The following is a 23,773-nucleotide window of genomic DNA, read 5'->3' as shown; positions in this document are numbered from 1 at the left end:
CCGCGCGCGCGGTGAGGGCATCGGTATAGGGAGACGGGCGTGCGGCGCGGCAGCGCCGGGCCAGAGAGGAGAGAAGGGTCTTGATGAGTGTCGCCGGAAAAGGGTTCCGAGCGATATTCGAAAGGTCAAGGCAATGAATATCGGAGAAATCTCGCTTCAGAATGGTCGTCTGATGGGGCGTATTGCCACGCGCACGATCGATCTGCCCCGCATCGGTCTGCGCGCCGTTGAAAGCCAGAACCCGCGTGCGCCCCGCTTTGAGGTCGTCGCGCTCAATGTCGCCCGGCGCTGGGTGCAGATCGGCGCCCTGTGGGAAGCGGAAATGAAGAAGACCGGGGAGGTGTTTCTCGCCGGCAATATCGATGATCCCAGCCTGCCCGAGCCGCTGCCGGTCGCACTGTTCCGCAATGAAAACGGCGGTTATGCGATTGCATGGCGGCGCGATACGCTGCGTTCGGACGCCGGAGGCAGCGGCTTTGGCGCCAGCAATTACGACATGCAAGGCGGGGACAGTGGCGGGCGCTATGAGGGCGGCGAGGGCAGCGGCTTTGGTGACAGCACCGCCGGGCCCGATGGCACGATGAGCCGCGAAATGGCGCCCTTCGGTACCGGCGAGGATGACGACGTCGGGTTCTGACAGCCGCCATCATTCACCTCAGACGGGTCGGAGAGCGCTTGCGTCTTTCCGGCCCGTTTTCGTTTCCCCGGACAATCGGGAGTAGTCCCATGACCGATCCATCTTCACGCCGCGTGAGCAGCCTCGCGGATCTGCCCAGCCTCTATGCGGCGATTACTGCCAGCCCGGAATTCCAGCGGGCCTTTGGCGACCCCCTGCCGCTTTCAATCATCGAGCCGGGCGAGGAGCCGGGCGAATATGACATGCCCGAACCGCTGGCGGCACAAGCCGAATGCGGGGCGGTGATCGCCACGATTTTCGATCTGCTCATCAACACCAGGCTTGAACCGCTGGCGGCAGAAATCGCCTGGGGCGTTGTCAATTCCTTCCATTTCGTCGCGGGCAAGTTGGAGCGCCGCGAGGAGGCGCTGGCCGATGAAATTCGTGATCTGGCGCGTCATCCCGACAGCTCGGAAGTCTATAATCGGGAGTTGGAGGACAAACAGCTCCTTTGCCAATCGACCGCCGAGCAGCGCGAGGCCATGGAATGCATGCGCGACTATGCCGCCGAAATGTACCGCGTCCAGTCGGGCTGGCCATGGTCACCTGCCAAAGGCTCGCGCGTATCGAAGGCATCGACCGCCACGCAGATCGCCATTCAGGATTTTCTGCGCGCGCGCGATCTGGAAAAGCGCGAAAGGCATGTGCCCAGAGGCCCCATCGTTATCGCGTCGGGCCATGCCGAATGGCATGACTGGCAGTCGGTCTGGGCAAGGCTCGATGCGGTTCATGCCCGCATTCCGCACATGATGCTGGTCACAACCGCACAGCGCAAAGGCTTCGATGCCATTGTCGCGGCATGGGCGGCGCATAGCGGGGTTCCGCTGGTGGCCTATACGCTGACGGGTGCAGGGCGGGGCGCTCCCTTTGCCCGCAACCGAAGGATGGTCGAACTCAAACCCGTCGAGGCCATTCTGGGCGAAGGATCGGGCATTCAGGCCAATCTCTATCAGGCGCTGAGGAAGGCAGGCGTGCCCATTCATGCCTTCCGCAAAGCCGAGCAGGCGCCCATGGACAGCGTACCTCGCTTGACGGTGACAAAGCGGCGGCACGCGGTCTGATTTCCCTTTGTATATTCCTTGAAAGCTGGCCGGCCGTGCTCCTGCGCGGTCGGCCTTTTTTATGCCTGATGGGATGGGCCAAGATCCGGCAGGGGCGAGGGACTTCTTCTTGGTTGGATCGCGTGTGGGGGCACCCGTTGCGAAGCGGGGGCATCGAACCCCCGCTTCGCAAGCCTCCTCTCTTCTCTCAAGTCTTCCAAGACTGGCACGGGATCGCGACGGCCTCAAGGACGCCGGGGCCCCACCATTTTTGCGGGCGGGTCGGGCGTTGTGTCGGTATGGCGAACCCATCTGCCGCCCGAAAAAATCGTGACCCCCGCCGCCGCTGCGCGGTCGCGTTCCGCGATCCTTGACCCCGCCACTCGGAGCCCGTGCCGATGAAGAGACCTCTTTTTTGATGGAGGTTACGATGACCAAGGCAATCCGTTCTGTCCGCTCCTTTACCGAAATCGCCGAATTCCTCGCACAGGAAACTGCCAGCCCCACTGATGACTTCGCGCACAGCTTTACCGAAACTGTCGATGGCTTCCGCATCAGCGTGGCCGACGAGGTGGTGACGAGCGATCTGCCCGACGCCTTGCAGGTCCAGCTCGCCACGGAAATGCTGGTGCGCACGATGTTCGATGTGCTGCGCGATACCAGGCTTGAGACCCTTTCCGACCGCCTCGCATGGGGGATCGTCCATGCCTTCCACCGGGTCGCCGGGCAACTCGATGGCGAAGCGGACAAGGCCGCGCTCAAGGTCCGGGATCTCATCCGCGATGCTGACGGCACCGAGGTGATGATGGGCGAACTCGAAGAGGCCCAGACCCTGTGCCAGTCACTCGATGAAGCCTGCGAGGCAGTGACCTGCATGCGCGATCATGCCGCTGCTACCTTCCATAGCGAAACAGGTCGCCCGTGGTCCTCGCCGCGCGGATCGCTGGTGTCGGGCAAGCGTACTGCCTCGGTAATTGCCGCGCAGGATTTCCTCGCAGCGCGCCGTCAGCGCCGGATCGACCAGCACCATCCGCAAGCCCCTATCGTAATCTTCTCCGGTGGGGGCGAAGGCTGGCTCGATCACGGTCTGATCTGGGACCGCCTTGATGCGGTGAAGGCGCGGATACCGGCAATGGTGCTGGCCACGACCGCCCAGGAAAAGGGCTGCGATGCGATGGCGGCGGCATGGGCGGCGAGCCGGAATGTTCGCCTCATCGCCTTCACTCTCAACCGCAAGCTGGGAGCGCAGGCCGGGTTCCGCCGTAACGAGCAATTGCTGGCGCTGGGGCCTGTTGAGGCGGTAGTGGCGCAAGGCTCAGGGCTGCAATCGCATCTGGCGCGCGGGGTGAGAGCCAAGGGTATCCCTGCGCATTTTATCACGTTGGCCGATCAGCAAGAGGCTGCGTCCCGTTAGGTAAGGGCAAAGGGCTGGTCCGGTGCGCCGGGCCAGCCCTTCTTCTTTCTTGTTACATGGGTATTGTCGGTGCCGCTCAGGGACCCGTCTGCGGGTCCGTCGCGGCGCCGATTGGGGGCTTTGGCCCTTCCGGTGGGGGCCCCGCATCAGGCGTATCGGGAGGACGCTTGCCAGGAACCCGGGGCTTGCGAGGGAGTGCTGCTCCTGCATCGGGCAGGGGTTTGAGCGCGATGATTGCGGCCTCCCCACCTGTTCGGATTGCCTGCGTCACGATCTCGCGCAACTCACCTTCCGTCAGTCGTTCGACCGGCAGATCTCGCAGAAGTTCGGCATATTTGCCCCGCAGCAATCGGCGGGCTTTCTCAACCTCTTCGGCTGCCTTGCGCTGGCGATCTTCCAGTTCGGCAAGGCGATCTCTTGATGTCAATTTTGGCATGTCCATCGTCCTTTTGAGCGATGGCCTGCCCGCCACGTTCCTCATATCGGGAGCATGCAGCATGATCGCAATATCGCGGCGCAAAAATTGTCCGATGGTCAATCTTCCGGAACCCAGACCGCCAGGCCATTGGAACAGGAAAAAGACCCTACCGGGAAGGGCCGCCCGTCAATGTGTCATCGTATCGCAGCAGGCAGGCTGCTGCGTCAGGCGGGACGCACGGCAGGTGCCGTTTGTAATGCACCGTACGCACGGGTGCTGCGATGCCTTTGTCGCGACATATCATGCCTTTATCGCTGTATGTCGCGTACCCCAAAATTCCAGCCATCTGGCCCCCATGGCTCCCATGATCTGAAAGCTTTGGTCTAACCCATTGGAAAACAGCCCGTCGCGACCGGGGCCACGAACCCCAGACACCGTAAACGGTAATTCCGGGGCACTTGCCCGGAACAGGTTGGACCCCGCGCCTGCCATGCGTTGAAAAGCTGGCTGCAATCGCCTATAGTCACCCTGCTTACGACCTCAGGCAGAAGCTCTGTTCAACGGAGTTTCTGTATGACCAAACTTGGTATTCGGCTCGACGACGAGCTCTATGCACGGCTTGAACGGCGCGCTTATGGCGCTGGCCTGCCGCTGGCGACCTTTTGTCGCAACGTCCTCATTCAGGCGGCAGATCCCCAAAGCCGCTATGTCTTTTCTTCCAATGACGAGATCCTCGCGACCTCGATCCAGATGCTGGCAATCCTCGGCACCTTTGTGGGCCAGCAATCGCCCAAGGCATTGGAGGGCGGCATGGCCGAGGCAAGGGCCATTCTCGCCGAGCGCGGCCTCCTTCCTGATGGAGGCGGGGCATGAGCATCTTTCGCAACGACACGGTCGGCTCATGGACCAGAGGCGGGCAGGCTATCGTTCACAATCTGCGCATGACGACGCAGGTCTTTTACCAGACTTTGCTCGCCGGTTTTGCGCTCTGGGTGATGGGTACGATCTGGTATGCGCTGGAGAAATCCACTGACTATGAACGCTATGTTCTGGTCAAACTGGCTGAGGCCGCGATCAAGGTCGATGCAGCAGCAGGTACCAACGATCCGGTGCTGTTCCATACGCCCGACGGCACAACCTATCGCACCTCGGCCGACTGGCTGATCGCTTCGCCGCTTGCCAAAAACACTCTCCATAATTTCGAGATCTACCTGCTCCATGGCGCCCTGATCGCCGGTCTCTTCACGCTCTCCGCGCTGGCCTATGCGTGGTTCTATTTTACCCGGACGGGCAAGGGTCTAGGGTCGAATGAATATCTGCGCGGCGCGCATTTTGGGACCATCCGGCAGATCCGGCGCGCACTTCGGCGTGAGCAGAAAGGACCGCTACGCATCGGCGGCGTGCCCATGCCCTCCGACTTTGAAACCGAGCATCTGCTGATCTGCGGCGCGCCGGGAACGGGCAAGACCAACATTATCGTCAAGATGCTCGCCGGGATCAGGGGCGAGGGCAAGCGGGCCATCGTCTATGATACCGCAGGCACTTTTGTCGAAAAGTTCTACCGGCCCGGCATCGATACGCTGCTCAACCCGCTCGATGCGCGCAGTGCGCACTGGTCGCCGTGGGTCGATGTCCCGCAGGAATATCAGTATGACCAGATCGCGGAGTCGACGATCCCCGAACCCCATGGTGATCCCTTCTGGGCCAAGGCTTCGCGCGGAACGCTGGTGGCGGTGCTGCGCAAACTGGCGCGGCAAAAGCACACCTTCATCTCGGTGCTGCTGTTCCGCCTGCTGCGATCCAAGCTCAAGGATCTGGCCGCCTTTGTAGCCGATACCGATGCGGCCGCTTTCATATCATCCGAGGGGGAGCGGACATCGGCCGGCATTCAGGCCGAACTCGCTTCGGTGATGCGCAGCTTTGCCTATCTTGACGATACCGAGGATGGTTTCTCGATCCGCGACTGGGTGGAAAAGGGCAGGGAGGGCAGTTGGCTCTTCATAACGGTGAAGGCCGATCAGCTTCCGTCGCTGCGTCCGCTGATCACGGTCTGGCTCGATATTGCGATCAGCGCAATCATGAGCCTGAAGCCCGATCGCGCCCGGCGGCTCTATTGCATCATCGACGAATTGCCGACGCTGCAGAAACTACCCTCGCTCTCCGACTTCCTTGCCCGGGCGCGCAAATATGGCGGCTGCGGCATTCTGGGTTTCCAGTCCTATCCCCAGCTTGAGGCTACCTACGGGCGGCAGGAGGCGGCCGCCATCACCGGCTATTGCTCAACATGGGTGGCGCTGCGGGCCAATGATACCGACACCGCCCGACATGTTTCGGAGAACCTGGGGCAGGTCGAACAGATCGAGGCCAATGAGGGCATGAGCTACGGCGTCAACGATATGCGCGACGGGATCAACCTGTCGCGCATGCAGGTGACCCGCCCGCTCGTGATGGCAACCCAGATGCATCAGCTCCCCAACCTCACGGGCTATCTGCGCTTTGGCCGCAATCTGCCGGTGGTCCAGTTTTCCGACAGCTATAATGCGATGCCCGACATCGCGCCGGGTTTTGTCGAGCGTAAAGAGGCGCCCGTCCCGCATGCCACGGCATCGCAGCTGATCCATCTGGCGAAGGCCGAAGCCCGGCTGCGTGAGGCAAGTCGAAAGGCCGTGATGGGTGATGAGGGCAGTGAGACCGGGCCACCGTCCATTGCGCAAGAGGGAGAGGCCTCGGTACCCGATGCCGGGGAGAAACCGGCCACGCCCAAGAAGGGCAAGGGGCGTGGGGCATCGGACGAGTCCGTCAGTAAGCCGGACCTGTTCACCTATGCCGATGTCCCCTCGATCTCGGTCGAGGAGATCATCGAGCTGCCGCCGGAAGACCTGCCTTTGCCGCCCCGTCAGGCGTGGAACATGGTGCTGAACCGGCAGGACGCGATCACTTCGCAACTGGTCCAGCACGGGGAGGCTGACGGGCCGCGTAAAGTGGCGAGGCCGGCATGATCCACCCGGTTCGCCTGACCGGCACGCCCGGCAATATCGCCCGCTATTATACGGTGGGCGATTTTTACAAAAAGGGGGACAACGAGCACTCCCAATGGGGAGGCGCCATCGCTGAGGAGCTTGGTCTGGAGGGCAAAGTCGACCCGGATGTCTTCAAGGCTTTGCTCGCCGGAAAGGTTGCCGGGCAGCAGTTGGGAAGGTATCGCGGCGACGGCGAAGTTCAGCACCATCCCGGCTGGGACTTCGCCGTCAACGCGCCCAAATCCGTTTCGGTGATGGCGCTGGTTTCAGGCGATGAGCGGATCTTGGCCGCGCATGAGCAGGCGGTCGGCAGCGCCATCGCTTACATTGAGGAACATGCCAGTCTGCGCCGCCGCGAGGATGGTGAGATCAGGCATATTACCACCGGTCGTCTGCTCGTAGCCCGCTTTACCGAACATGCGAGCCGCGAGCTTGATCCGCATCTGCACACCCATGTTGTCATCTTCAACATGACCAGTCAGGCTCCGGGCGATCCTATGGCCAGCCTTGAGAGCAGGGCGATGTTTGCCGAGCAGATGACGGCGGGGCAGATCTATCGCAACGATCTGGCGCATCGCCTGCGCGAACTGGGCTATCAGATTGAGAGCGATCCGCGCACCGGCCTGTTCGAGATCCGGGGTGTCCCAAAGGAACTGGCCCAAAACTTTTCGCGACGGGCGCAGGACATCAACGCTCATGCCAGCGAGCATGAACTTCAGGGTCAGGAGGCAAGGCGGCAGTCTTTCTATGCGACGCGGCCTAAAAAGGAGAAGGTCGATCTTGGCGGATTACATGAGCGCTGGGCTGAGAGAAGCCGCCCTTTCGCGCCTGACCTCGAAAGCTTGAGGGCGCAGGCTGACAAGGCAGGCGAGCAACCTCTCATCGTTGACAGGGCTGTGGCAGCAAGAGCGATGCTGTTCGGCATCCGTCAGGCTGAAACCCGCGAGGCGGTCAACAATTTGGGCCAGATGCTGCGTCTCGGCCTTGCCAGCCGTGTTGGGGAGGTCCGCCTTGCCGATCTTCGCCCGCTGGCCGACGAGCATGAGCGGCGGCGTAAGCTCCTTGCAACACGCAAACCCACTGGCGATCAGGTGCACGTCCGAGGGCGCACCACAAGAGCAACGGCGCGCATGGAGCAGACCTTTGCCCGGCATCTGGCACTGGCGATCGACGATGCACGACCGATCGCATCTGCGGATCGCTTGCTGGCTCAGCTGGAGAAGGCCGGCCTCAATCCCGCGCAGGAGCAGGCACTCGTCGCCATCACCACCTTGCGGGATCGGCTGACAGGATTGCACGGTGTGGCGGGCGCCGGGAAATCCACGCTCGTCAGGGTTCTTGTCGATGCCGCCGAGCCGGGCACCAAAGTGATCGCGCTGGCGCCGACTTCTTCGGCTGCGGCCGAACTTGGAGATAAGGCGGACATTCCCTCCCGCACAGTGGCGAGCCTCATGGCAAGTGGCGGCAAAGACATCAATCAGGCCCATGTGCTGGTGGTCGATGAGGCAGGACAACTTGGCAACCGACAAGCCCAGCGCATCCTCGAAATCAGCCGGGAGACCGGCGCGCGCGTTCTGTTTCTGGGGGACAACCGGCAGACCGGTGCGATTGAACAGGGTAAGGCCTTCTGGCTGCTCCAGCGCCTCGGCCTTCCCACTGCGGAGTTGAAGGAGGCGGTCAGGCAGGAAACAAAAGCCATGCGCGAAGCCGTAGCTGCTGCCCGTGAGGCTGACTATGCAGGCTCGCTTGCAGCGCTCGACAAGATTGTCAGCGGCATGGGCACGAAGGACCTTGCCAGAGGTCTGGTTACCGAATGGACGCGGCTCGGGCCTCAGAGCCGACGTGGCACCAATATCCTTGTGCTCGACAATGCCACGCGGATTACCGTCAACAATCAGATCCGCGAGGTGCTCAAGCGCGAGGGCAGTATTGCGGCTCAGGATACCAGACTTGAAGTGCTTTCTCCCGCCGGGATGAGTGATGAACAGAAGCACAATGCCCGCTTCTACTCGGGCGGGCAGGTGGTGACCTTTGCCCGTGATAATGCCGGACAGGGGCTTGTTCAGGGGCAGGAATATCGCGTTGCAGGTATCGGGCGGGACGGGAATGGGCGCCAGATCGTCAGACTTGTCGATGAGCATGGGCGCCTGTTGCGCTGGGATCCGAGACTGGGTTCTGCGCGGCTGGTCAATGTGTTCGCCAAGCCCGAGGACCGGCAATTGACGGCAGGAGATCGCATCCAGTGGCGGCTTGCAACCAAAGACCTGGATCTGAAGAATGCCGAGCGGGGAACGGTCGAGAAAATGGATGGTCCTGTGGCGACCATTCGTTGGGATCGTGGCGACCGGGTTCAGCAGGTCGATCTTTCTCGCTTCCGCACCTGGGATCACGGCTATGCTGAAACGGTCTATTCCGCCCAGTCGAAGACCTATGACCGGGTCTATGTGCTGGCACCCGTCCGCTCAGGCCTGGTCAATGGCCAGAACTATTACACCGCCATCACCCGCGCCCGGTTCGGGGTGAAGCTCTGGACTGAGGATGTCCGGCGATTGAGTGAAAAGCTGACGCGGAATTCGGGTGAGAAGACATCGGCGCTGGAAGGGCTGGGGAGGCTAGAGCGGGATAGCGCCAGAGCACTGGGTCGCCGCCATGCTGCTGCCTTGCGCTCCGCGCGAGAGCAGCAGGAGAAATTGCGGCAGGAGCGGTGTGATCGGCAGGTCGAACGCCGCCTTGTTCGCACGGCCCCTTCGGGCCCGTTGATGGAAATCGCTGCGAAGATGCTGCCGCTGGCGGAGCGGATGGACCACATCCTTCGGGCGATACTGGAACGTGGACAACCCGGAAGCCGGGAGACTTCGCCCAAAGTCAGCTCTCGTTCGCAGCTGCCAGTCAGACCAGTCGAGCCATCGCGCGGGCCGGAGAGGTGATGCCGAAAGCCTTGTTTCCCAGCAGTTCGCAAGGAGATGTCGTATGAGACTAGGTAGATTCTGGGTTGTCGCCGCTGCCGACCTGAGTTTTGCGTTTAGCCCTGCGAGGGCCACACCTGTAGTCGACATTCCCCATGAGCCCGATGTGGCGCATTGTATCAGGCAAGCCGCGCAGGGCAGTCTTTGGCTTGAAAAGACCCTATGGGGCCTGCGCGATCAGGAGGCTGGCTGGGCAGGGGCCGAGGTCGCCAATACCAATGGTACGCATGATCTGGGTGTTATGCAGGTGAATTCCGCATGGGTTCCCCGGATTTCGCGTATGGTAGGCCGGTCAACTGCGCAGGTGCGGAGTTGGCTGGTGAATGATCCCTGCTTCAATGTCGAGGTCGCCCGATGGATCTTTCTGTCTGCGCTTGGCAAGACGCGAGATTATTGGAAGGCGGTGGGTACCTATCACAGTCCGACCGCCTGGAGGCAGCTGCGTTACGCGTTAGAAATGGCTGGGCATTTACGACGGCGGCACGGGCAAGAGGTTTCCAATCCTTATCGCGACTGAATGAAGTTTTCGAAAATAAAATTAAAATAGATTTTTATTATTTTGCAATATACTGAAATTGATTAAAAAATTATATTATTTAATAGGTCATGGCTTGCGAATTAAAATTAAAATGACATGCATGTCTTGTTATTCTAAAAAATTACTGTTACGGCAGCCTAATTCTCCTGAGGCGTTGGGCGGAAGAGAATCTCGTTCACATCTATATCCGAAAGGCCGCAGCTCGAACTGTCCCCGAGTTGTGGGACGCAATCCGCGGGGCGCTGACCTGCTTCACTCCCCACGAATGCGCAAACTTCTTTACAGCAGCAGGATATGAGCCAGAGTGATCGGATTCTGCTCTAGGCCACAGACTCATTACGCAGCACACCAGATGCGAGCACAAATGAGTTTGACGGCGGCGAGGTAGTTCTCGGGGCATTTGTCGTAGCGGGTGGCGATGCCCCGGAACTGTTTGATCCGGTTGAAGAAGCGTTCGACGAGATTGCGTTGGCGGTAGAGCCATGAACCGCCCCGGCTTTCCCGGAGGCTCCGATTTGTGAGAAGGAGCTTTCGTTATGAGCAAGACCCGGAACAAGTTTTCACCTGAAGTTCGCGAACGCGCAGTTCGCATGGTTGGCGAGCACCGTGCTGATTACGGCTCGGAGTGGGAGGCGATGACCTCGATTGCCAGCAAGATCGGCTGTACGGCCGAGACGCTGCGCCGCTGGTGCCGTGAGGAGGCGAGCCGACGAGCGGCACCAGCGGCGCAGGCTGCCGATGACAAGGCCCGGCTCAAGCTGTTGGAGCGCGAGGTGAAGGAGTTGCGGCGAGCCAACGAGATTCTGCGCAAGGCATCGGCGTATTTTGCGCAGGCGGAGCTCGACCGCCACGGGAGATGATGATGTCGTTCATCGACAGCCATCGCGGGGATCTGGGTATCGAGCCGATTTGCCGGGAACTGGCGATCGCCCCGTCCTCCTATCATGAGCACGCGCGGCGCCTTGCCGATCCCGGCAAGCGTCCGGCCCGTGCTCGCCGGGATGATGAGATCAAGGCGCAGATCCAACGCGTCCACGAGGCCAGTTCCGGCCTCTACGGTGCGCGCAAGGTCTGGCGCCAGTTGCTGCGCGATGGTGTTGCCGTCGCCCGGTGCACCGTGGAACGCCTGATGGCAGCCATGGGCTTGGCGGGCGTGCGGCGCGGCAAGACGACGGTCACCACGGTCAGCAACCCGAAGGTCCCATGCCCGCTGGACAAGGTCAATCGTGAGTTCCGCGTTGAACGGCCCAACGCACTGTGGGTGGTCGATTTTACCTACGTCCACACCTGGGCGGGCTTCGTCTACGTGGCCTTCGTGATTGATGCCTATGCCCGCCGGATCGTGGGCTGGAAGGTCAGCACCTCGGCCACGGCCGGGTTCGTGCTGGATGCCTTGGAACAGGCGATCCACGCGCGGCGGCCGGGGCCCGAAGATGGCCTGATCCACCACAGCGACAGGGGCGTTCAATACCTGGCCATGAACTACACCCAGCGCTTGGCCGAGGCCAACCTCGTACCGTCGGTCGGCAGCGTCGGCGACAGTTACGACAACGCTTTGGCCGAGACGATCAATGGCCTGTACAAGACCGAGGTCATCTGGCGGCAGCGGTCATGGCCAAGCGCCTCTGCAGTGGAAATGGCGACCTTGCGCTGGGTTGACTGGTACAACAACCAGCGCCTCTTCGGCCCCATCGGCTACATCCCGCCCGCCGAGGCCGAGGCAAACTACTACGCAGCCATAGAGACCCTCGATATGGTCGCATGAATCAATTGAAAATGCCTCCGGGAAAGCCGGGGCGCTTCATTAGGGGGCTTAGGCTCCGCGGGACTTATTCTCGCGATATCAGGGCGCCCAGCCTGTACGACCTCTTCCAGCCGGCGACGACTGCAAGTTCAGGCTACACCGACGTCCATACCGGTTTTCAAGGGATCGTTCCCACGCAAACGGTTGGCAACGCAAATCTTACCCCCGAGATCAGCAAGACTCTCACCTTCGGCGCAATTTATCGTCCGTCTCAGGTCCGCGGGTTAAGCATCGCGGTGGACTATTATCGTATCAGCATGGCGAACGGGATTACCAGTTTCGACGGGCGCAATCCCACCATTCAAAACCTGTGCGAAGCGGCCAACGGTACGGGGCCGTTCTGCACCCTGTTTGTGCGTCCCAACGCCTTCAGTGATCACTCATTGGCCAATGCCCCGACGATGGTTCTTGCAACGCAGCTCAATGCAGCCTCACTCAAGACATGGGGTATCGACACTGAGGTGAACTATCAGTTCCGCGTTGGAAGCGAAGGGGCGGTTACCCTACGTGGCCTGATCGGATACCAGCCGCAACTGGACCAGGTATTGGTTCCCGGCACGCCGGTCCAACATCTGTCCGGCGCAGCATGTAAATGCTGTTTCAAATTTCCCCACAAGTGCTGGCGCAAAAATCCCCAGCGCGGATATGGTGATCAGCCATTGAGATGATCGACGGCTCCATGTTTTGGGGGCCTGCCGCGACGCCTTGGCGCTGGCGGCGGCATCAGATTTGCGTGGGCCCGGGCGTGCTCGGGGATCAGATCGGCATGCTGGCGGAGGCGATAGCTGGCCCCCTCGATCTGGACAACGACGGCATGGTGGAGCAGCCGGTCAAGCAACGCGGTGGCGACGACAGGGTCGCCAAAGACTTCGCCCCATTCAGCGAAGCCACGGTTGGAGGTCAGGATCATGGCCCCCTTTTTGTAGCGGGCGTTGACCAGCTGGAAGAAGAGATTGGCGCCTCCCGGCGTGATGGGCAGGTAGCCGATTTCATCGACGATCAGCAGCGAAGCGCAGGTGTAGAAGCGGATTTTCTCGACTAGGCGACCTTCACGCTCAGCCTTGGTAAGCGCCTCGATCAGCTCGGCCAACGAACAGCGATAGACGCTGCGCCCGGCTCTGACGGCGGCCACGCCGATGGCCGTGGCCAAGTGTGATTTGCCAGTGCCGGGTGGGCCCAGAAAATGCAAAACCTCGGCCCGGTTAATAAATTCGAGCTGGGCCAGTGCGGTGATGCGATGCCGATCGAGCGAGGGCTGGAAGGAGAAGTCGAAGCTTTCGATGGTTTTGATCGGCATGAGACGGGCGGTGCGCAGTGCCACGCCAATGCGCCGCCCCTCGCGCAGGTTCAACTCCTCGGCCAGCAGATCGTCGATGGCCTCGATGGCGCTGATCTCGCCCTTTTCCAGCCTGCCCAGCGTGTGATCGAGCGTTTCGAGCGCGCGTGCCATATGGAGAGCCAGCAGGCTTTGCCGGATGCGTTCGGTGACAGACATCATGCGGCACCTTTGGCATTGAGGCTGGCGAGGCGCTCACCCACCGCGCCGTAAAAGGCCAGAGGGCGCTGAAGGATCGGCACCGTCTGTGTCGCGGGTAGCATCTCGGCCCGTTTCGTCGGCGGGGCCTTGCGATGCCCTGGCTCGATCCGCTTGCGGTTTTTGCCTTCCAGCACGGGATGTCGGGCGATGAGCTGCCCCTCCTCGAAGATCCGGACCTCATGGGTATGGTGCTGGACCTCGACAACCCGGCGGCGGGCGGTGTCGGGTACGCTGTAATAATTGCCCGCCACCGCTAGCAGCCCCTCGCAGCTGATCCGTCGCTCAACGGTCAGGACGGCATCGTAACGCATGGCTGGCAAGGGGCGCAGATGGGGCTGCTCCTCCTCAAAATGCTCGCGTACGATCCGTCCCGTGGTGGCATGCTGCCTGGCGTTGGCGATGTCCCCACGCCAAACATCGAACTGGGCGTTGAGATCATCAAGATCGCGGAAACTACGGCCGAGGAAGAAGTCCTGCCGGATGTAGCGGAAGGGCCGCTCGACCTTGCCCTTGGTCTTAGCCCGATAGGGCTGGCACGCCTTGGGCGCGCTGCCATAATGGGCCAGCAGTGCCACCAGCGAGGCATTGTAGGTCACCACGCCGGCCGCATCCTCGCCGATGACGGCGGTCTTCATGCGGTCATAGAGGATTTCCGTGCAGCAGCCCGCCATCGCCTCAAAGGCAGCGATGTGGCAGCGCATCACCGTTTCCAGCCCCTGATTGGGGCAGAACCGCCCCCATAGCCAACGGCTGTGACCCAGCACCATGCTGAACAGCCAGACCTTGCGCACAACGCCCGGCTCGCTGGTGAAGACCGTCTGGAATTCCGCGAAATCGACCTGGGCCTGAACACCAGCGCCCGTCTCGAAGCGCCGTTCATAGGTTTTGGGCACCGGCGGCCTGATCTGGCGCAGATATTCCGTCAGCGACGAATAGGCTCCCTTGTACCCCATGTCGCGGATCTCGCGATGCAGCCTGCGTGACGACAGGCCGGGATAATTGGCCATTCGTTCCAGCAGATACGCGCGATAGGGTTCCACCGCACTGACTACCGGTTTGCGCGGGGAGTAGGCTGGCACCTCCAGCCCACTGGCCAGATATTTCTTCACCGTCTTTCGGTCGAGCCCGGTCTGGCGCGCGATGGCGCTGATACTGAGCCCCTGTCTCTTGAGTTCCTGGATCAAAACGACCTCCCTCAGTCCTATCACCTGCGCGCCCTTCCTTCGGCATCAGCAGGGATAAATGTGCCGCGTGATCGTCATGGGGGCATGCCCCCATGACGATCACGCGCGTCCTCAAACTGGGGAATTTTCAACCAGCACATTTGGGGAGATTACGACCAGCACTCACACAGCATCGATCCAGCAAGGTGCCGGTATTGCCAAGTGGCGGCTCACCGGCTTCCTTTCCTACAGCAACCCGAACTTTTCAATCGATGTCCAGGAGCGTTGGCGTTCGTCGCTCAAACAGAATTCCGATCCGTCGCTGGTCTATGCCATTAGTGACGTTCCTTCGATTGCTTACACGGATCTTACTTTCACCGCCTTCATCGGCAAAGACAAAACCAAGCAGTTGGGTACCTCCATCTACCGATCGGATTTGACAGGAGAGGCATGGTGACGGTGTGCAGGCCTCAGCGCGAGCGCTGAACTGCCCAATTTTCTCGGCATTCTACCGTCCCCGCCTCGGTATGGGGACCGGGTTTCCGCCATTGAGGCGCAATTATCCCGCCGCGACCCGCGTCTCGTGGAAGTCCATGCGGTGCATGTTGAAGGCCAGATTGGCGAGCGTGATTTTGGCCTCCGCACGCTTGATACCGATGGTGCGGATAAACAGGCCCATTTTTGCCTTCTGATGCGCAAAGACATGCTCGACCCGGGCGCGAACACTGGATTTGGTGGCATTGCCGCGTCTGATATTCGCAGGCATCGGCTTGCCCTTGGGCTTCCTGCGATGAATGCGGCTGACCCGACCCTGGGATTTGAGCCAACGCTCATTGCTCTGGCTGCGATAAGCCGTATCCGCCCAGACGTCTGAAGCGGTGTTGTCATTGGTGACGACATCGCGCAGCATGCGCCCATCGTAGCGCGCACCGTCCATCGTCTTGCCCTTGCGGATAAAGCCAAAGGCCCGGCAGATCGCAATGCTACTTTTATAGCCGAAGCTCGGGATGGCGATATCAGCCTGCGGCCTGCCATCGGCGGTGGGGCGGGCCTTGGCGAACTTCAGCGTCCAGCGGGCATCGGTGTCCTTTTGCCGCGCCTTAGCCGGTTCGTCCGGCCAGATCTCGGCGGCGCTCTTGCCCTCTTTCACCGCCATTCGCTCGGTCTCGGTGTTCCTTTGCTTGGGCGCCGCCACCAACGTGGCATCGACGATCTGCCCGCCCATGGGCAAATAGCCTCGCTCCCTCAACTGGCGGTCGAAATCAGCGAACAATGTGTCGAGCGCCCCAGCATTGGTCAGCCGCTCACGGAACGTTCGGATTGTGTTGGCATCAGGCGTTGCCGCCCCAAGATCAAAGCCCAGAAGCCGCAACCAACTCAACCGGTCGCGGATCAGCCATTCCATGCGCGCGTCCGAGACGTTGTTCTGCGCAGCGAGCACCAGCACCTTGAGCATGACCACCGGATCATAGGGAGGTCGCCCGCCCTTGGCTCCGTCAGAATAAGAAAGGGCCGCCACCAGTGTCGACCGGAACGCTTCAAAATCGATAACTTGGGCCAAAACCTCCAGTGGGTCGCCATCAGCAGATAGCCGTTTCATGTGATCCGATAAGCCGAAAAGCCCTGATTGCAGCATCTGACGCTCCCACTGTCCGGTAACAGTGAATCATCCCAAGCCACGTTTGGCCACCGGTAAATGGAGGTGCCCAGTTCTATATCACCGTGCAGAATCTGCTCGATCAGGCGCCCCCCGTTTACACGGCGGTCTCAGGAACGCCGCTTTTCCAGTATCCGTTGGTTACCGGGGATGACCTGATCGGTCGATATTTCTCGGTTGGTACGCGCTTGAAGTTCTGATTTCATCTGTAAAGGCATATGCCCGATCGAAATTGAAAGATCCGTCAGGTGAAAAGGCCTCGTCTGCGTTCATGATTGAGCCAGGCGAGGCCTAGCAACTGTGTCTAGGTGACGGGGATGCCGATCAAAATTCAATTTTTGCTGACTACGGTTCGAGGCCGGGGCCAGAGATTGCTATTTCGCTCTGCCGGTCGGATCGACGAATTGTAAGGCAAGAGCGATCGTCCGAAATGTTCCTTGAGATCATAGGGGGCGCAACATCTTCTTCAGTGAAGATGCTGCGGTGATCGAATTGTCAGATTCTGATATGTTCAAAACATTTAATATATATTGCGCGGAAGGGATAGCTTTATTTAAAATACTACGACACTGCGGATGCTTTTTCCTTCATGCATCAGATCGAAAGCGGTGTTGATATCTTCCAACCCCATGACGTGGGTAATCATCGGGTCGATCTCGATCTTGCCGGTCATATACATGTCGACGATCTTGGGCACATCGGTGCGCCCCTTGGCCCCGCCAAACGCCGTGCCGCGCCAGTTGCGCCCCGTCACCAGTTGGAACGGGCGGGTTTCGATGGTCTTGCCCGCTTCGGCCACGCCGATGATGATGCTGGTGCCCCAGCCGCGATGACAGGCTTCCAGAGCCGTGCGCATGACTTCGGTGTTGCCGGTGGCGTCGAAAGTATAATCGGCCCCGCCATCGGTCATCAGCACGATCTTGGCCACGATGTCCTCACGGCTCATGCCGCGCGTGTTCAGGAAATCGGTCATGCCGAAACGGCGGCCCCATTCTTCGCGGTCGGGGTTAAGATCGACGCCGATGATCTTGTTGGCACCGGCCAGACGCGCGCCCTGAATGACGTTCAATCCGATGCCGCCAAGGCCGAACACCACCACATTGTCGCCCACCTGCACCTTGGCGGTGTTGACCACCGCGCCAACGCCCGTGGTCACGCCGCAGCCGATATAGCAGGCCGACTGGAACGGCGCGTCCTCGCGGATTTTCGCCAGCGCGATTTCGGGCAGGACGGTGAAATTGGAGAAGGTCGAGCAGCCCATGTAATGGAAGATCGGCTGACCTTTGTACGAAAAGCGGGTCGTGCCATCGGGCATCAGCCCCTTGCCTTGCGTCGCGCGGATCGCGGTGCACAGGTTGGTCTTGCCGCTCAGGCACGATTTGCACTGGCGGCATTCGGGGGTGTAGAGCGGGATCACATGGTCGCCCGGCACAAGGCTGGTAACGCCCGCGCCTACTTCGCGCACGATGCCCGCGCCCTCATGGCCCAGAATGCTGGGGAAGATACCTTCGGAATCGAAACCATCCAGTGTGTAGGCGTCGGTGTGGCAAATGCCGGTTGCCATGATCTCCACCAGAACCTCACCGGCCTTGGGGCCTTCGAGATCGACTTCGACGATTTCGAGCGGGGTTTTGGGCGCAAAAGCAACGGCGGCGCGGGTCTTCATCATGGTTCTCCTTGACAGAAGGTTCGCCTACACGTCATCGAATATTGGGATAAAGATCCATTCTGGAATACATTAATGCACAGGTGCAATAATGAACGCGTGGGAAGGCATTGATGAAGCCGTTATGGTCGCACAGGTCGGCAGCTTTGTCCGCGCCGCCGAAAGATTGAACACCGCCCCGTCCAACGTCAGCCGCGCCATAGATAGGCTTGAAAAGCGGCTTCACACGCGGATTTTTGCGCGAAGCACCCGCGTGGTGAAACTGACCGACAGTGGCCGGGCGCTTATCACGCAATTTGCCCGGCTGGTCAGCGAGAGGGACGAAGCCATCGCGGCCATAGAGATCGGCAGTGCCCCGCGCGGCAATCTGCGCCTGACCTGTTCGGTCGCCATTGGCGAGCGCTTTATCGGGCCGATCATGCGCAGGCTTTGCATCGAGCACCCTGATCTGTCCATCGAACTGGATCTGACCAACCGGGTGGTCGATATTCTCTCGGAAGGCTATGACCTTGCCATTCGCACCGGGCAATTGCCCGATTCCGGGCTGATCTGCACCCAAATCGCTCAGCGGCGCATACTGACCTGCGCCTCGCCGCGCTATCTTGATGCGCATGGCGTGCCCAAAACCATTGCCGATCTGGCGCAGCATCAATGTCTGGTGGGCACATCGGACCAGTGGCAATTTCGGCAGGCGGGAACTTTGGTGCCATGGCAGGTCAAAGGGCGCTGGCGCTGCAACAATGGCAATGCGATCGTGCAGGCGGTTCTGGATGACATGGGGATCTGCCATTTGCCCGAATTCTATGTTTCAGACCACGTGCGATCAGGCGCAATTTCCGTGATCCTGCAGGATTTTTGCCTGAAAGATGAGCCGGTCTGGGCGATCTATCCGTCCAAACGGCACCTTTCGTCCAAAATTCAGATTGCGATAGAGACGCTGCGCAAAGAGCTTCCGGCTTTCATCTGAAACATCAGGACAAGACATGAATATTTCGCCACAGAGCATAGAGTCGATCTCAGGCATTACGGCCTTTGTCGCGACGGTGGATGCCGGCGGCTTTGCCGCGGCCAGTCGTCGGCTGGGCCTGTCGGCCTCGGCGGTCGGCAAGGCCGTTGCACGTCTGGAGGCAAGGGTTGGTGTGCGGCTGCTCATTCGCACCACGCGTCAGGTGATGATGACTTTCGAAGGCGAGCAACTCTATGCCGGTGCTTCCCGCCTGCTCGATGATCTGCGCGATATTGAAAGCATTCTTGCCAACCAGCGTGCGGCGCCGGTGGGACGCGTACGGGTTACTTTGCCCGCGACGTTGGGGCGAATGGTGATTTTGCCGCGCCTTGGTGAATTTCTTGCGCAATATCCGGGTATCGAACTGGATGTCGGGCTTGATGACCGAAAGGTCGACCTGGTAGAAGGAGGCTATGATCTGGCCATCCGTACCGGCCATCTGGAAGACAGCGGAATGATCGCGCGAAAGCTCGCTTCGCACGGTTTTATACTTTGCGCGTCGCCGCAATATCTTGCCGCCAGGGGCAGGCCGGAATGTTTGGCGGATTTGAGCAACCACACCTGCATTCGCTTTCGCTATCCGTCCACCGGTGTTCTTGAGAAATGGGCTTTCGACGGCAAAGAACTAGACCGAGAACTGCCCTCCGGCCCAGTGTTCAACGATGGCGAGGCGGTGGTGCTGGCGGCGGTCAGCGGCCTGGGGGTGGCACAGATCCCCAATTATGCTGCGCAAGATGCGATCCGGTCAGACAGGCTGGAGCCATTGTTGACGCAGCACCGATGCATTCGTGGCGACCTTTGGCTGGTCCGTCCCGCCAATCGGGCAAATCTCCCACGTGTTGAGGCTATCGCAGCCTTTCTTAGCCATGTGGTCGGCTCTGCTTTTTGAACGGGCGGCAAATTTTCAATCACAGTAAAACCGCCTGAGCCGATCTTTCAGGTCGGAGATAATTCAGCTCAGGCGATAATTCAGCATTGGACTATAAATAGAAAAATTTTCCGGAAATTCGTTAGGCTAATCCGGGGAGAACGAGATGAGATCAGCCATGGGACGCTTCGACAGGGTTGCCGTTGGCTGCGGACAGGACAAGTGACAGCACAGTTTCGGGTGATTCATTCATGATATCATGTCCGTAGGGGACCGATACAACTTCCCAGGATGGATTGTCTTTCAAGCGATCATGGATGGAGCCGAACGGGCCACGTGAATCGCGTGCGCACCATGTAAAGATCTTGCGTGGAACCTGCTTTTCCGCCCCGCTCAGGGTAATCGGCTGCAGGAAGCTGGCCAGCGGGTGGGCGCAGGCGCGTAGATCCAGCCCCGGCGGGGCGGGGGCGGAGATGCCATCGGTGGTCATGCCGCAGAACACTTGGGCGGACACTTCGGGCATCAGCTTGAAAATGGAGTCCCCGCTCTCCGGAACGAGGGCATCCAGATAGATGGCCGCTTTGACCTTGCCTGCCATGCGGTCGGCCACACCGCTGATCACCATTCCGGCATAGCTGTGGCCCAGCAGGATGACATTCTCGAGCATTTCATGTTCGATGAGCGAGACCACATCCTGAATATGCGTGTCCAGATTGATTGATGCGCTGACCAGATGGCGTCTGTCGCCAAGACCGCTCAGCGTTGCCGCATGAACATTGTGGCCCGCCTTGCGAATGTCGGGCAGGATGGGCGAAAAATACCAACCGCCATGAAATCCCCCGGGAACAAGTACGATATCTGCCATGATAAAACTCCCAAACTTATGATATCTAGATTATTTATGGCCATCGATGGCGGTGCGGATGCCGCCGATCAATCGGTGATACATGGCCTTAATCAAATGGGCGTCGTGGTTGACGATCACCATATTTGCGCCTGACGTGATCAATCCGGGCATTTCCGACGGATCAAGGCAAAGGCGGAGCATTCCGGCCCCCTTATGTCCCTGCACCGTGGCGGCCATATCGTCCAGAATTTTGGTCACGCGCGGGTCGTCCCAGTTCTTGGCGCCCAGTTCCATCGAGATGTCGCCCGGTCCTATCGCGACACCAGTCACGCCCTCCACGGCAAGGATCGCGTCCAGATTACGCGCGCCTTCCAGATCTTCGACAATCATGATGCAGGTAATGTCGCGGTTGGCCTGTTGGCGCCGGTCAAATTCATTGCCCTGATGGCGTAAAAAGCCGCGAGCCAGACCCGAGCCTCTTACGCCCGCCGGCTTGTAACGGCACCATGAAACCAGTTCACGAGCTTCCTCAGCCGTGCGCACATGAGGAAAGATGAAGCCAGCCGCGCCTGCGTCGAGCATTCTTTCCGCCAGATTGGCCGACCGCTCACCCAGTCGCACCAGAGCGGGGGTGTCGCAAAGCTCGGCTGCGATCAGCGCGCCCTGAATATCCGAATAATCGCGCAGCCCATGTTCAAAATCGAGAAAGAGAAAATCGACGCCTGCCCCGCAGACCAGTTCGATCATGGTCGGGTTGGTCATGTTGATGACGGCGCCGATCAATATGTCGCCCCTGGCCAGTCTGGCGCCTATGTTTCTGGTCATTTGCTGGGCCTTATTGATTGAGTTTGGGGGCTGACCGACATGATCTTGCGCGCCTCGGCACCGGGCAGGCTTCGGATCGTGCGGCGGATGATGCGCCACTGGCCGCTTTCGCAGGCCAGATCCCAGCGATTGGCCGTCAGGCGCCAGATCGCCAGCCCGGCATCTGCCGGATAGGCCTCCGGCGCCACCGATGGCCCATCGCGCAACGGGACGATGATTTGCAGATAGCCGATCGCCACCGCGCGATCACCTTGAATGGTAATCTGGGGCAAGCCTGCAAAATGGACCATCCCGGCCTGTCGGGCAGCAAAATGCGCAGGGGAATCCAGCAGGCCGACGATGGCTTCCTGCCCGACAATAGGTTCGATGCCGGGAGCGGGGTCCATCACGCATTCTTCATGATATGTTTGCTGCTGCACCGCCTTGTCCGCCGTATCGGAACTGATCGCCAGGCCTGAGAGCAGGTCCATGATGGCGGCGCGATCTTCCAATGCCTTGAAGCGGTCCTTCAGATCGACAAAATCGGCGTCACTGACCATCTGGCGTGATCTTCAGATTGCGATAATGAGCAATCGAGCCGCTTTCAACCCACAGGCCCACGCCGCCGCGCCGATCCTCACCCAGTTTCAAATCGGGCACGACAAGCGTGGGAATGGGCCGATGGTCGAGGAACAGGCGAGCACTCGCTCCCTTGACCACGATCCGCATATGAACCCAACGTCCCGGTGCAATATCGGCCGCTGTTTCATAGCGTTCAGGGCTTTCCCGGCGCAGGCGGTCGAAGCGGAATTCGGGAAAAGCCGCATATTGGACTGAATGGTTGCGCCGGACCATATCCTCGGTCACGCCATTGGCGGGACGCAGATAGATCTTTTCGAACTGATCGTTTGCGATACGAAAGGCAAAGCCGACAAAGCCGCGCGCGAATTCCGGCGCATCGGGGGCGATTTCGCCCTTCACATCGGCTTCGATCACGCCATCATGGAAATCAACCGGCAGCCACGCCATGAAGTCACGGTCTTTGAGTGCTTCCTTGGCCGGGTCCTGCCAATGTTCCTTGCGCAAGGCCACCCGCAGGCTGTCGCCGTCGAAAGACAGGTCCACGCCGTTCGTCTTGAACTCGGATATCTTTGGCATGGCCATCGCTGTGTTCCCCATCATGGTCAGCCCCGACACGGCCAGCATTCCCGCATAAATCCATCGCATGTCGTTATCCCTTCGTTTTGCCCTGGCCATGGCCCTCAATGGTCCAGAAAATCGGTCAGATCAGCGACGAATTTTACCGGGTTCTTATAGGCGAGCAGATGGTCGCCATAGTCGGCCTTGGAATAGACATAGATGCGCGCATTCTTGATATGCGCTTGGGCCCAGCGCTGGCTTTGGACATTCGGGCTCAATTCACCGGTGAAGAAGGCAGCGGGGCGGTCGATCTTGTGCGTGATCACGTCGCGCCAGTCATTATGCGCGTGGTCGCGCATCACCAGCCCTAAATAGGCCATGTCATTCTTGATAAACCTGTTCGCAAACGTCTGTGAATTGCGAAAATAGGGTGAATCCATCCGCATCAGCCGCGTGAACAGGTCGCTGCCATCAGGCTTTGGCGCCAGCACAGCCCTGAACTGGTCGAAATTGTCGGCAATCGCGCCGGCATCGTGCCGCTGCTCATCGCTCCAGTCGGCGCCGGCTGTCAGCGACAGCGCCTCGTCAATGAACACCAGTTTGCGCAGGTCCTTGGTGCCGTAAAGGTCGATGTAGCTCCATATCACCGACGCGCCCATCGAATGGCCGATATAATCAGCCTTGCCAATCCCGGCCGCCTGCTGAAACTCGCGCAGGTCGGCGGCATAACGGGCGATGCGCGTACCGAAATCCACCTTTTGCGAAAGGCCCTGATTGCGCGGATCCAGCACCAGCACGCGATGGTTTTTGGCCAGCAGCCACATGACGTTGATATATTCCGCGCCGTTGGACGACCATCCAGGGATGATGACGGTCGCAGGGCCCTTGCCCGCTTCCCAATAGGCCAGCTTCACGCCATCGCTCGTGGCGAAGTTCTTCACCTGCAAATCGGCGAAATCAGAAAGTTTTGCAGGCATGCCGGGCATGGCCAACGGAAACGTATAATCGCTACCGAGCACCTTGGTTGCAGGCTCCGCTTGCACAGGTACGGCGCTGGCCGTCAGCGCGGCCAGCGCAAGAAACGTTGGGCGCATCATGCATCCTTGTCCAAATTGAGCAAGGTTTCTGGCGCAAATCGACGATTGAGGGAATGTGGGTTGATTTCCGTTCTATGCGGCTATTTTGTCCGCAATTGTCGATGGACACGAG

Annotated in this window: 22 protein-coding genes, 2 pseudogenes and 1 other annotated feature; of the genes and pseudogenes, 13 read left to right on the top strand and 11 right to left on the bottom strand. The window is 60.0% G+C overall.

The window, feature by feature from the left end; translation table 11 throughout:
- Positions 1–133: 133 nt before the first annotated feature.
- The 3 genes from ACZ9HU_RS15950 to ACZ9HU_RS15940 all read left to right on the top strand — a co-directional run bounded on the left by ACZ9HU_RS15950 (position 134) and on the right by ACZ9HU_RS15940 (position 3,130).
- Entirely contained in the window at positions 134–637 is a 504-nt protein-coding gene (locus ACZ9HU_RS15950) for a DUF736 domain-containing protein (RefSeq protein ID WP_476106340.1), read from the top strand.
- Positions 638–726: 89 nt separating this feature from the next.
- The gene (locus tag ACZ9HU_RS15945) at positions 727–1,737 is read left to right on the top strand and encodes a DUF2493 domain-containing protein (RefSeq protein ID WP_476106338.1); all 1,011 of its coding nucleotides are present in this window, start codon (positions 727–729) and stop codon (positions 1,735–1,737) included.
- 409 nt (positions 1,738–2,146) lie between these two features.
- Complete coding sequence (locus ACZ9HU_RS15940) at positions 2,147–3,130, top strand: DUF2493 domain-containing protein (RefSeq protein WP_476106337.1); 984 nt, start codon at positions 2,147–2,149, stop codon at positions 3,128–3,130.
- 76 nt (positions 3,131–3,206) lie between these two features.
- On the opposite strand, the gene ACZ9HU_RS15935 is transcribed toward ACZ9HU_RS15940, so the two are convergent.
- Complete coding sequence (locus ACZ9HU_RS15935; RefSeq protein WP_476106335.1) at positions 3,207–3,668, bottom strand: hypothetical protein; 462 nt, start codon at positions 3,666–3,668, stop codon at positions 3,207–3,209.
- A 453-nt stretch (positions 3,669–4,121) separates the two neighbouring features.
- On the opposite strand from ACZ9HU_RS15935, the gene ACZ9HU_RS15930 reads away from it, so the two are divergent.
- From ACZ9HU_RS15930 to ACZ9HU_RS15910, 5 genes and pseudogenes are all read left to right on the top strand, one after another.
- Positions 4,122–4,421 (top strand): CopG family transcriptional regulator, encoded by a 300-nt coding sequence (locus ACZ9HU_RS15930; RefSeq protein ID WP_476106332.1) that lies wholly within the window; start codon positions 4,122–4,124, stop codon positions 4,419–4,421.
- Positions 4,418–6,547, top strand: a complete 2,130-nt coding sequence (locus ACZ9HU_RS15925) for a type IV secretion system DNA-binding domain-containing protein (protein WP_476106329.1) — start codon at positions 4,418–4,420, stop codon at positions 6,545–6,547. Before ACZ9HU_RS15930 ends, ACZ9HU_RS15925 begins: the two co-directional genes overlap by 4 nt.
- Positions 6,544–9,495, top strand: coding sequence for a MobF family relaxase (mobF, locus tag ACZ9HU_RS15920; RefSeq protein ID WP_476106326.1), 2,952 nt, complete (start codon positions 6,544–6,546; stop codon positions 9,493–9,495). The genes ACZ9HU_RS15925 and mobF overlap by 4 nt, the downstream gene beginning before the upstream one ends.
- 43 nt (positions 9,496–9,538) lie before the next feature.
- Positions 9,539–10,051, top strand: a complete 513-nt coding sequence (locus ACZ9HU_RS15915; RefSeq protein WP_476106324.1) for a lytic transglycosylase domain-containing protein — start codon at positions 9,539–9,541, stop codon at positions 10,049–10,051.
- 206 nt (positions 10,052–10,257) lie between these two features.
- Positions 10,258–10,380: pseudogene (locus ACZ9HU_RS15910) on the top strand (IS630 family transposase); the annotation flags it as partial.
- A gap of 28 nt (positions 10,381–10,408) precedes the next feature.
- Here the strand turns inward: ACZ9HU_RS15910 and ACZ9HU_RS15905 are convergent.
- A pseudogene (locus ACZ9HU_RS15905) lies at positions 10,409–10,558 on the bottom strand (IS5-like element ISRhru5 family transposase); the annotation flags it as partial.
- 50 nt (positions 10,559–10,608) lie between these two features.
- On the opposite strand from ACZ9HU_RS15905, the gene ACZ9HU_RS15900 reads away from it, so the two are divergent.
- Both ACZ9HU_RS15900 and ACZ9HU_RS15895 read left to right on the top strand, forming a co-directional pair.
- A protein-coding gene (locus ACZ9HU_RS15900; RefSeq protein WP_476106321.1) for an IS3 family transposase occupies positions 10,609–11,837 on the top strand; the annotation gives its coding sequence in 2 pieces (ribosomal slippage) (positions 10,609–10,897 and positions 10,897–11,837; 1,230 coding nt in all).
- Positions 10,890–11,004: a sequence feature (AL1L pseudoknot), on the top strand. Its footprint overlaps the gene before it by 115 nt.
- Positions 11,834–12,544 (top strand): TonB-dependent receptor domain-containing protein, encoded by a 711-nt coding sequence (locus ACZ9HU_RS15895; protein WP_476106317.1) that lies wholly within the window; start codon positions 11,834–11,836, stop codon positions 12,542–12,544. The genes ACZ9HU_RS15900 and ACZ9HU_RS15895 overlap by 4 nt, the downstream gene beginning before the upstream one ends.
- On the opposite strand, the gene istB is transcribed toward ACZ9HU_RS15895, so the two are convergent.
- Positions 12,529–13,374 (bottom strand): IS21-like element helper ATPase IstB, encoded by an 846-nt coding sequence (gene istB, locus ACZ9HU_RS15890; RefSeq protein ID WP_476106314.1) that lies wholly within the window; start codon positions 13,372–13,374, stop codon positions 12,529–12,531. The genes ACZ9HU_RS15895 and istB overlap by 16 nt on opposite strands.
- Positions 13,371–14,621 carry an IS21 family transposase gene (gene istA / locus ACZ9HU_RS15885; protein WP_476106311.1) on the bottom strand — a complete coding sequence of 417 codons (1,251 nt, stop codon included), beginning with the start codon at positions 14,619–14,621 and terminating at the stop codon, positions 13,371–13,373. Before istA ends, istB begins: the two co-directional genes overlap by 4 nt.
- Before the next feature lie 34 nt (positions 14,622–14,655).
- Here istA and ACZ9HU_RS15880 point away from each other — a divergent pair, with 34 nt between their 5' ends.
- The gene (locus ACZ9HU_RS15880) at positions 14,656–15,033 is read left to right on the top strand and encodes a hypothetical protein (protein WP_476106308.1); all 378 of its coding nucleotides are present in this window, start codon (positions 14,656–14,658) and stop codon (positions 15,031–15,033) included.
- A 102-nt stretch (positions 15,034–15,135) separates the two neighbouring features.
- Here ACZ9HU_RS15880 and ACZ9HU_RS15875 read toward each other — a convergent pair whose 3' ends face one another.
- Complete coding sequence (locus ACZ9HU_RS15875; protein ID WP_476106305.1) at positions 15,136–16,212, bottom strand: IS5 family transposase; 1,077 nt, start codon at positions 16,210–16,212, stop codon at positions 15,136–15,138.
- A 574-nt stretch (positions 16,213–16,786) separates the two neighbouring features.
- Positions 16,787–17,899, bottom strand: a complete 1,113-nt coding sequence (locus ACZ9HU_RS15870) for an S-(hydroxymethyl)glutathione dehydrogenase/class III alcohol dehydrogenase (RefSeq protein ID WP_476106386.1) — start codon at positions 17,897–17,899, stop codon at positions 16,787–16,789.
- A 91-nt stretch (positions 17,900–17,990) separates the two neighbouring features.
- On the opposite strand from ACZ9HU_RS15870, the gene ACZ9HU_RS15865 reads away from it, so the two are divergent.
- Both ACZ9HU_RS15865 and ACZ9HU_RS15860 read left to right on the top strand, forming a co-directional pair.
- Positions 17,991–18,866, top strand: a complete 876-nt coding sequence (locus tag ACZ9HU_RS15865) for a LysR family transcriptional regulator (RefSeq protein WP_476106303.1) — start codon at positions 17,991–17,993, stop codon at positions 18,864–18,866.
- A 16-nt stretch (positions 18,867–18,882) separates the two neighbouring features.
- Positions 18,883–19,794 (top strand): LysR family transcriptional regulator, encoded by a 912-nt coding sequence (locus ACZ9HU_RS15860; RefSeq protein WP_476106300.1) that lies wholly within the window; start codon positions 18,883–18,885, stop codon positions 19,792–19,794.
- Positions 19,795–19,945: 151 nt separating this feature from the next.
- On the opposite strand, the gene ACZ9HU_RS15855 is transcribed toward ACZ9HU_RS15860, so the two are convergent.
- From ACZ9HU_RS15855 to ACZ9HU_RS15835, 5 genes are read right to left on the bottom strand one after another with little or no spacing between them, the layout of a single operon-like run.
- Positions 19,946–20,638 carry an alpha/beta fold hydrolase gene (locus tag ACZ9HU_RS15855; protein WP_476106298.1) on the bottom strand — a complete coding sequence of 231 codons (693 nt, stop codon included), beginning with the start codon at positions 20,636–20,638 and terminating at the stop codon, positions 19,946–19,948.
- A 30-nt stretch (positions 20,639–20,668) separates the two neighbouring features.
- Positions 20,669–21,445, bottom strand: coding sequence for an HpcH/HpaI aldolase family protein (locus ACZ9HU_RS15850; RefSeq protein WP_476106296.1), 777 nt, complete (start codon positions 21,443–21,445; stop codon positions 20,669–20,671).
- Positions 21,442–21,984 (bottom strand): nuclear transport factor 2 family protein, encoded by a 543-nt coding sequence (locus ACZ9HU_RS15845; RefSeq protein ID WP_476106294.1) that lies wholly within the window; start codon positions 21,982–21,984, stop codon positions 21,442–21,444. Before ACZ9HU_RS15845 ends, ACZ9HU_RS15850 begins: the two co-directional genes overlap by 4 nt.
- Positions 21,974–22,651 carry a 3-keto-alpha-glucoside-1,2-lyase-like domain-containing protein gene (locus ACZ9HU_RS15840; RefSeq protein WP_476106293.1) on the bottom strand — a complete coding sequence of 226 codons (678 nt, stop codon included), beginning with the start codon at positions 22,649–22,651 and terminating at the stop codon, positions 21,974–21,976. The genes ACZ9HU_RS15845 and ACZ9HU_RS15840 overlap by 11 nt, the downstream gene beginning before the upstream one ends.
- A 35-nt stretch (positions 22,652–22,686) precedes the next feature.
- A complete protein-coding gene (locus ACZ9HU_RS15835; protein ID WP_476106292.1) occupies positions 22,687–23,661 on the bottom strand; it encodes an alpha/beta fold hydrolase in 975 nt (324 codons plus the stop codon).
- Between the last annotated feature and the right edge of the window lie 112 nt (positions 23,662–23,773).

The sequence above is a fragment of the Novosphingobium sp. Sphag1I genome, from assembly GCF_056279125.1.
Note: the sequence above shows the minus strand (reverse complement) of the source record. Positions and strands in the feature narration are given on the sequence as shown.

What these genes read in the sequence shown, in the direction of transcription:
- ACZ9HU_RS15950 (WP_476106340.1), top strand. Translation starts at nt 134, where the DNA reads ATGAATATCGGAGAAATCTCGCTTCAGAATGGTCGTCTGATGGGGCGT.
- ACZ9HU_RS15945 (WP_476106338.1), top strand. Translation starts at nt 727, where the DNA reads ATGACCGATCCATCTTCACGCCGCGTGAGCAGCCTCGCGGATCTGCCC.
- ACZ9HU_RS15940 (WP_476106337.1), top strand. Translation starts at nt 2,147, where the DNA reads ATGACCAAGGCAATCCGTTCTGTCCGCTCCTTTACCGAAATCGCCGAA.
- ACZ9HU_RS15930 (WP_476106332.1), top strand. Translation starts at nt 4,122, where the DNA reads ATGACCAAACTTGGTATTCGGCTCGACGACGAGCTCTATGCACGGCTT.
- ACZ9HU_RS15925 (WP_476106329.1), top strand. Translation starts at nt 4,418, where the DNA reads ATGAGCATCTTTCGCAACGACACGGTCGGCTCATGGACCAGAGGCGGG.
- mobF (WP_476106326.1), top strand. Translation starts at nt 6,544, where the DNA reads ATGATCCACCCGGTTCGCCTGACCGGCACGCCCGGCAATATCGCCCGC.
- ACZ9HU_RS15915 (WP_476106324.1), top strand. Translation starts at nt 9,539, where the DNA reads ATGAGACTAGGTAGATTCTGGGTTGTCGCCGCTGCCGACCTGAGTTTT.
- ACZ9HU_RS15895 (WP_476106317.1), top strand. Translation starts at nt 11,834, where the DNA reads ATGAATCAATTGAAAATGCCTCCGGGAAAGCCGGGGCGCTTCATTAGG.
- istB (WP_476106314.1), bottom strand. Translation starts at nt 13,374, where the DNA reads ATGATGTCTGTCACCGAACGCATCCGGCAAAGCCTGCTGGCTCTCCAT.
- ACZ9HU_RS15880 (WP_476106308.1), top strand. Translation starts at nt 14,656, where the DNA reads ATGTGCCGCGTGATCGTCATGGGGGCATGCCCCCATGACGATCACGCG.
- ACZ9HU_RS15875 (WP_476106305.1), bottom strand. Translation starts at nt 16,212, where the DNA reads ATGCTGCAATCAGGGCTTTTCGGCTTATCGGATCACATGAAACGGCTA.
- ACZ9HU_RS15870 (WP_476106386.1), bottom strand. Translation starts at nt 17,899, where the DNA reads ATGAAGACCCGCGCCGCCGTTGCTTTTGCGCCCAAAACCCCGCTCGAA.
- ACZ9HU_RS15865 (WP_476106303.1), top strand. Translation starts at nt 17,991, where the DNA reads ATGAACGCGTGGGAAGGCATTGATGAAGCCGTTATGGTCGCACAGGTC.
- ACZ9HU_RS15860 (WP_476106300.1), top strand. Translation starts at nt 18,883, where the DNA reads ATGAATATTTCGCCACAGAGCATAGAGTCGATCTCAGGCATTACGGCC.
- ACZ9HU_RS15855 (WP_476106298.1), bottom strand. Translation starts at nt 20,638, where the DNA reads ATGGCAGATATCGTACTTGTTCCCGGGGGATTTCATGGCGGTTGGTAT.
- ACZ9HU_RS15850 (WP_476106296.1), bottom strand. Translation starts at nt 21,445, where the DNA reads ATGACCAGAAACATAGGCGCCAGACTGGCCAGGGGCGACATATTGATC.
- ACZ9HU_RS15845 (WP_476106294.1), bottom strand. Translation starts at nt 21,984, where the DNA reads ATGGTCAGTGACGCCGATTTTGTCGATCTGAAGGACCGCTTCAAGGCA.
- ACZ9HU_RS15840 (WP_476106293.1), bottom strand. Translation starts at nt 22,651, where the DNA reads ATGCGATGGATTTATGCGGGAATGCTGGCCGTGTCGGGGCTGACCATG.
- ACZ9HU_RS15835 (WP_476106292.1), bottom strand. Translation starts at nt 23,661, where the DNA reads ATGATGCGCCCAACGTTTCTTGCGCTGGCCGCGCTGACGGCCAGCGCC.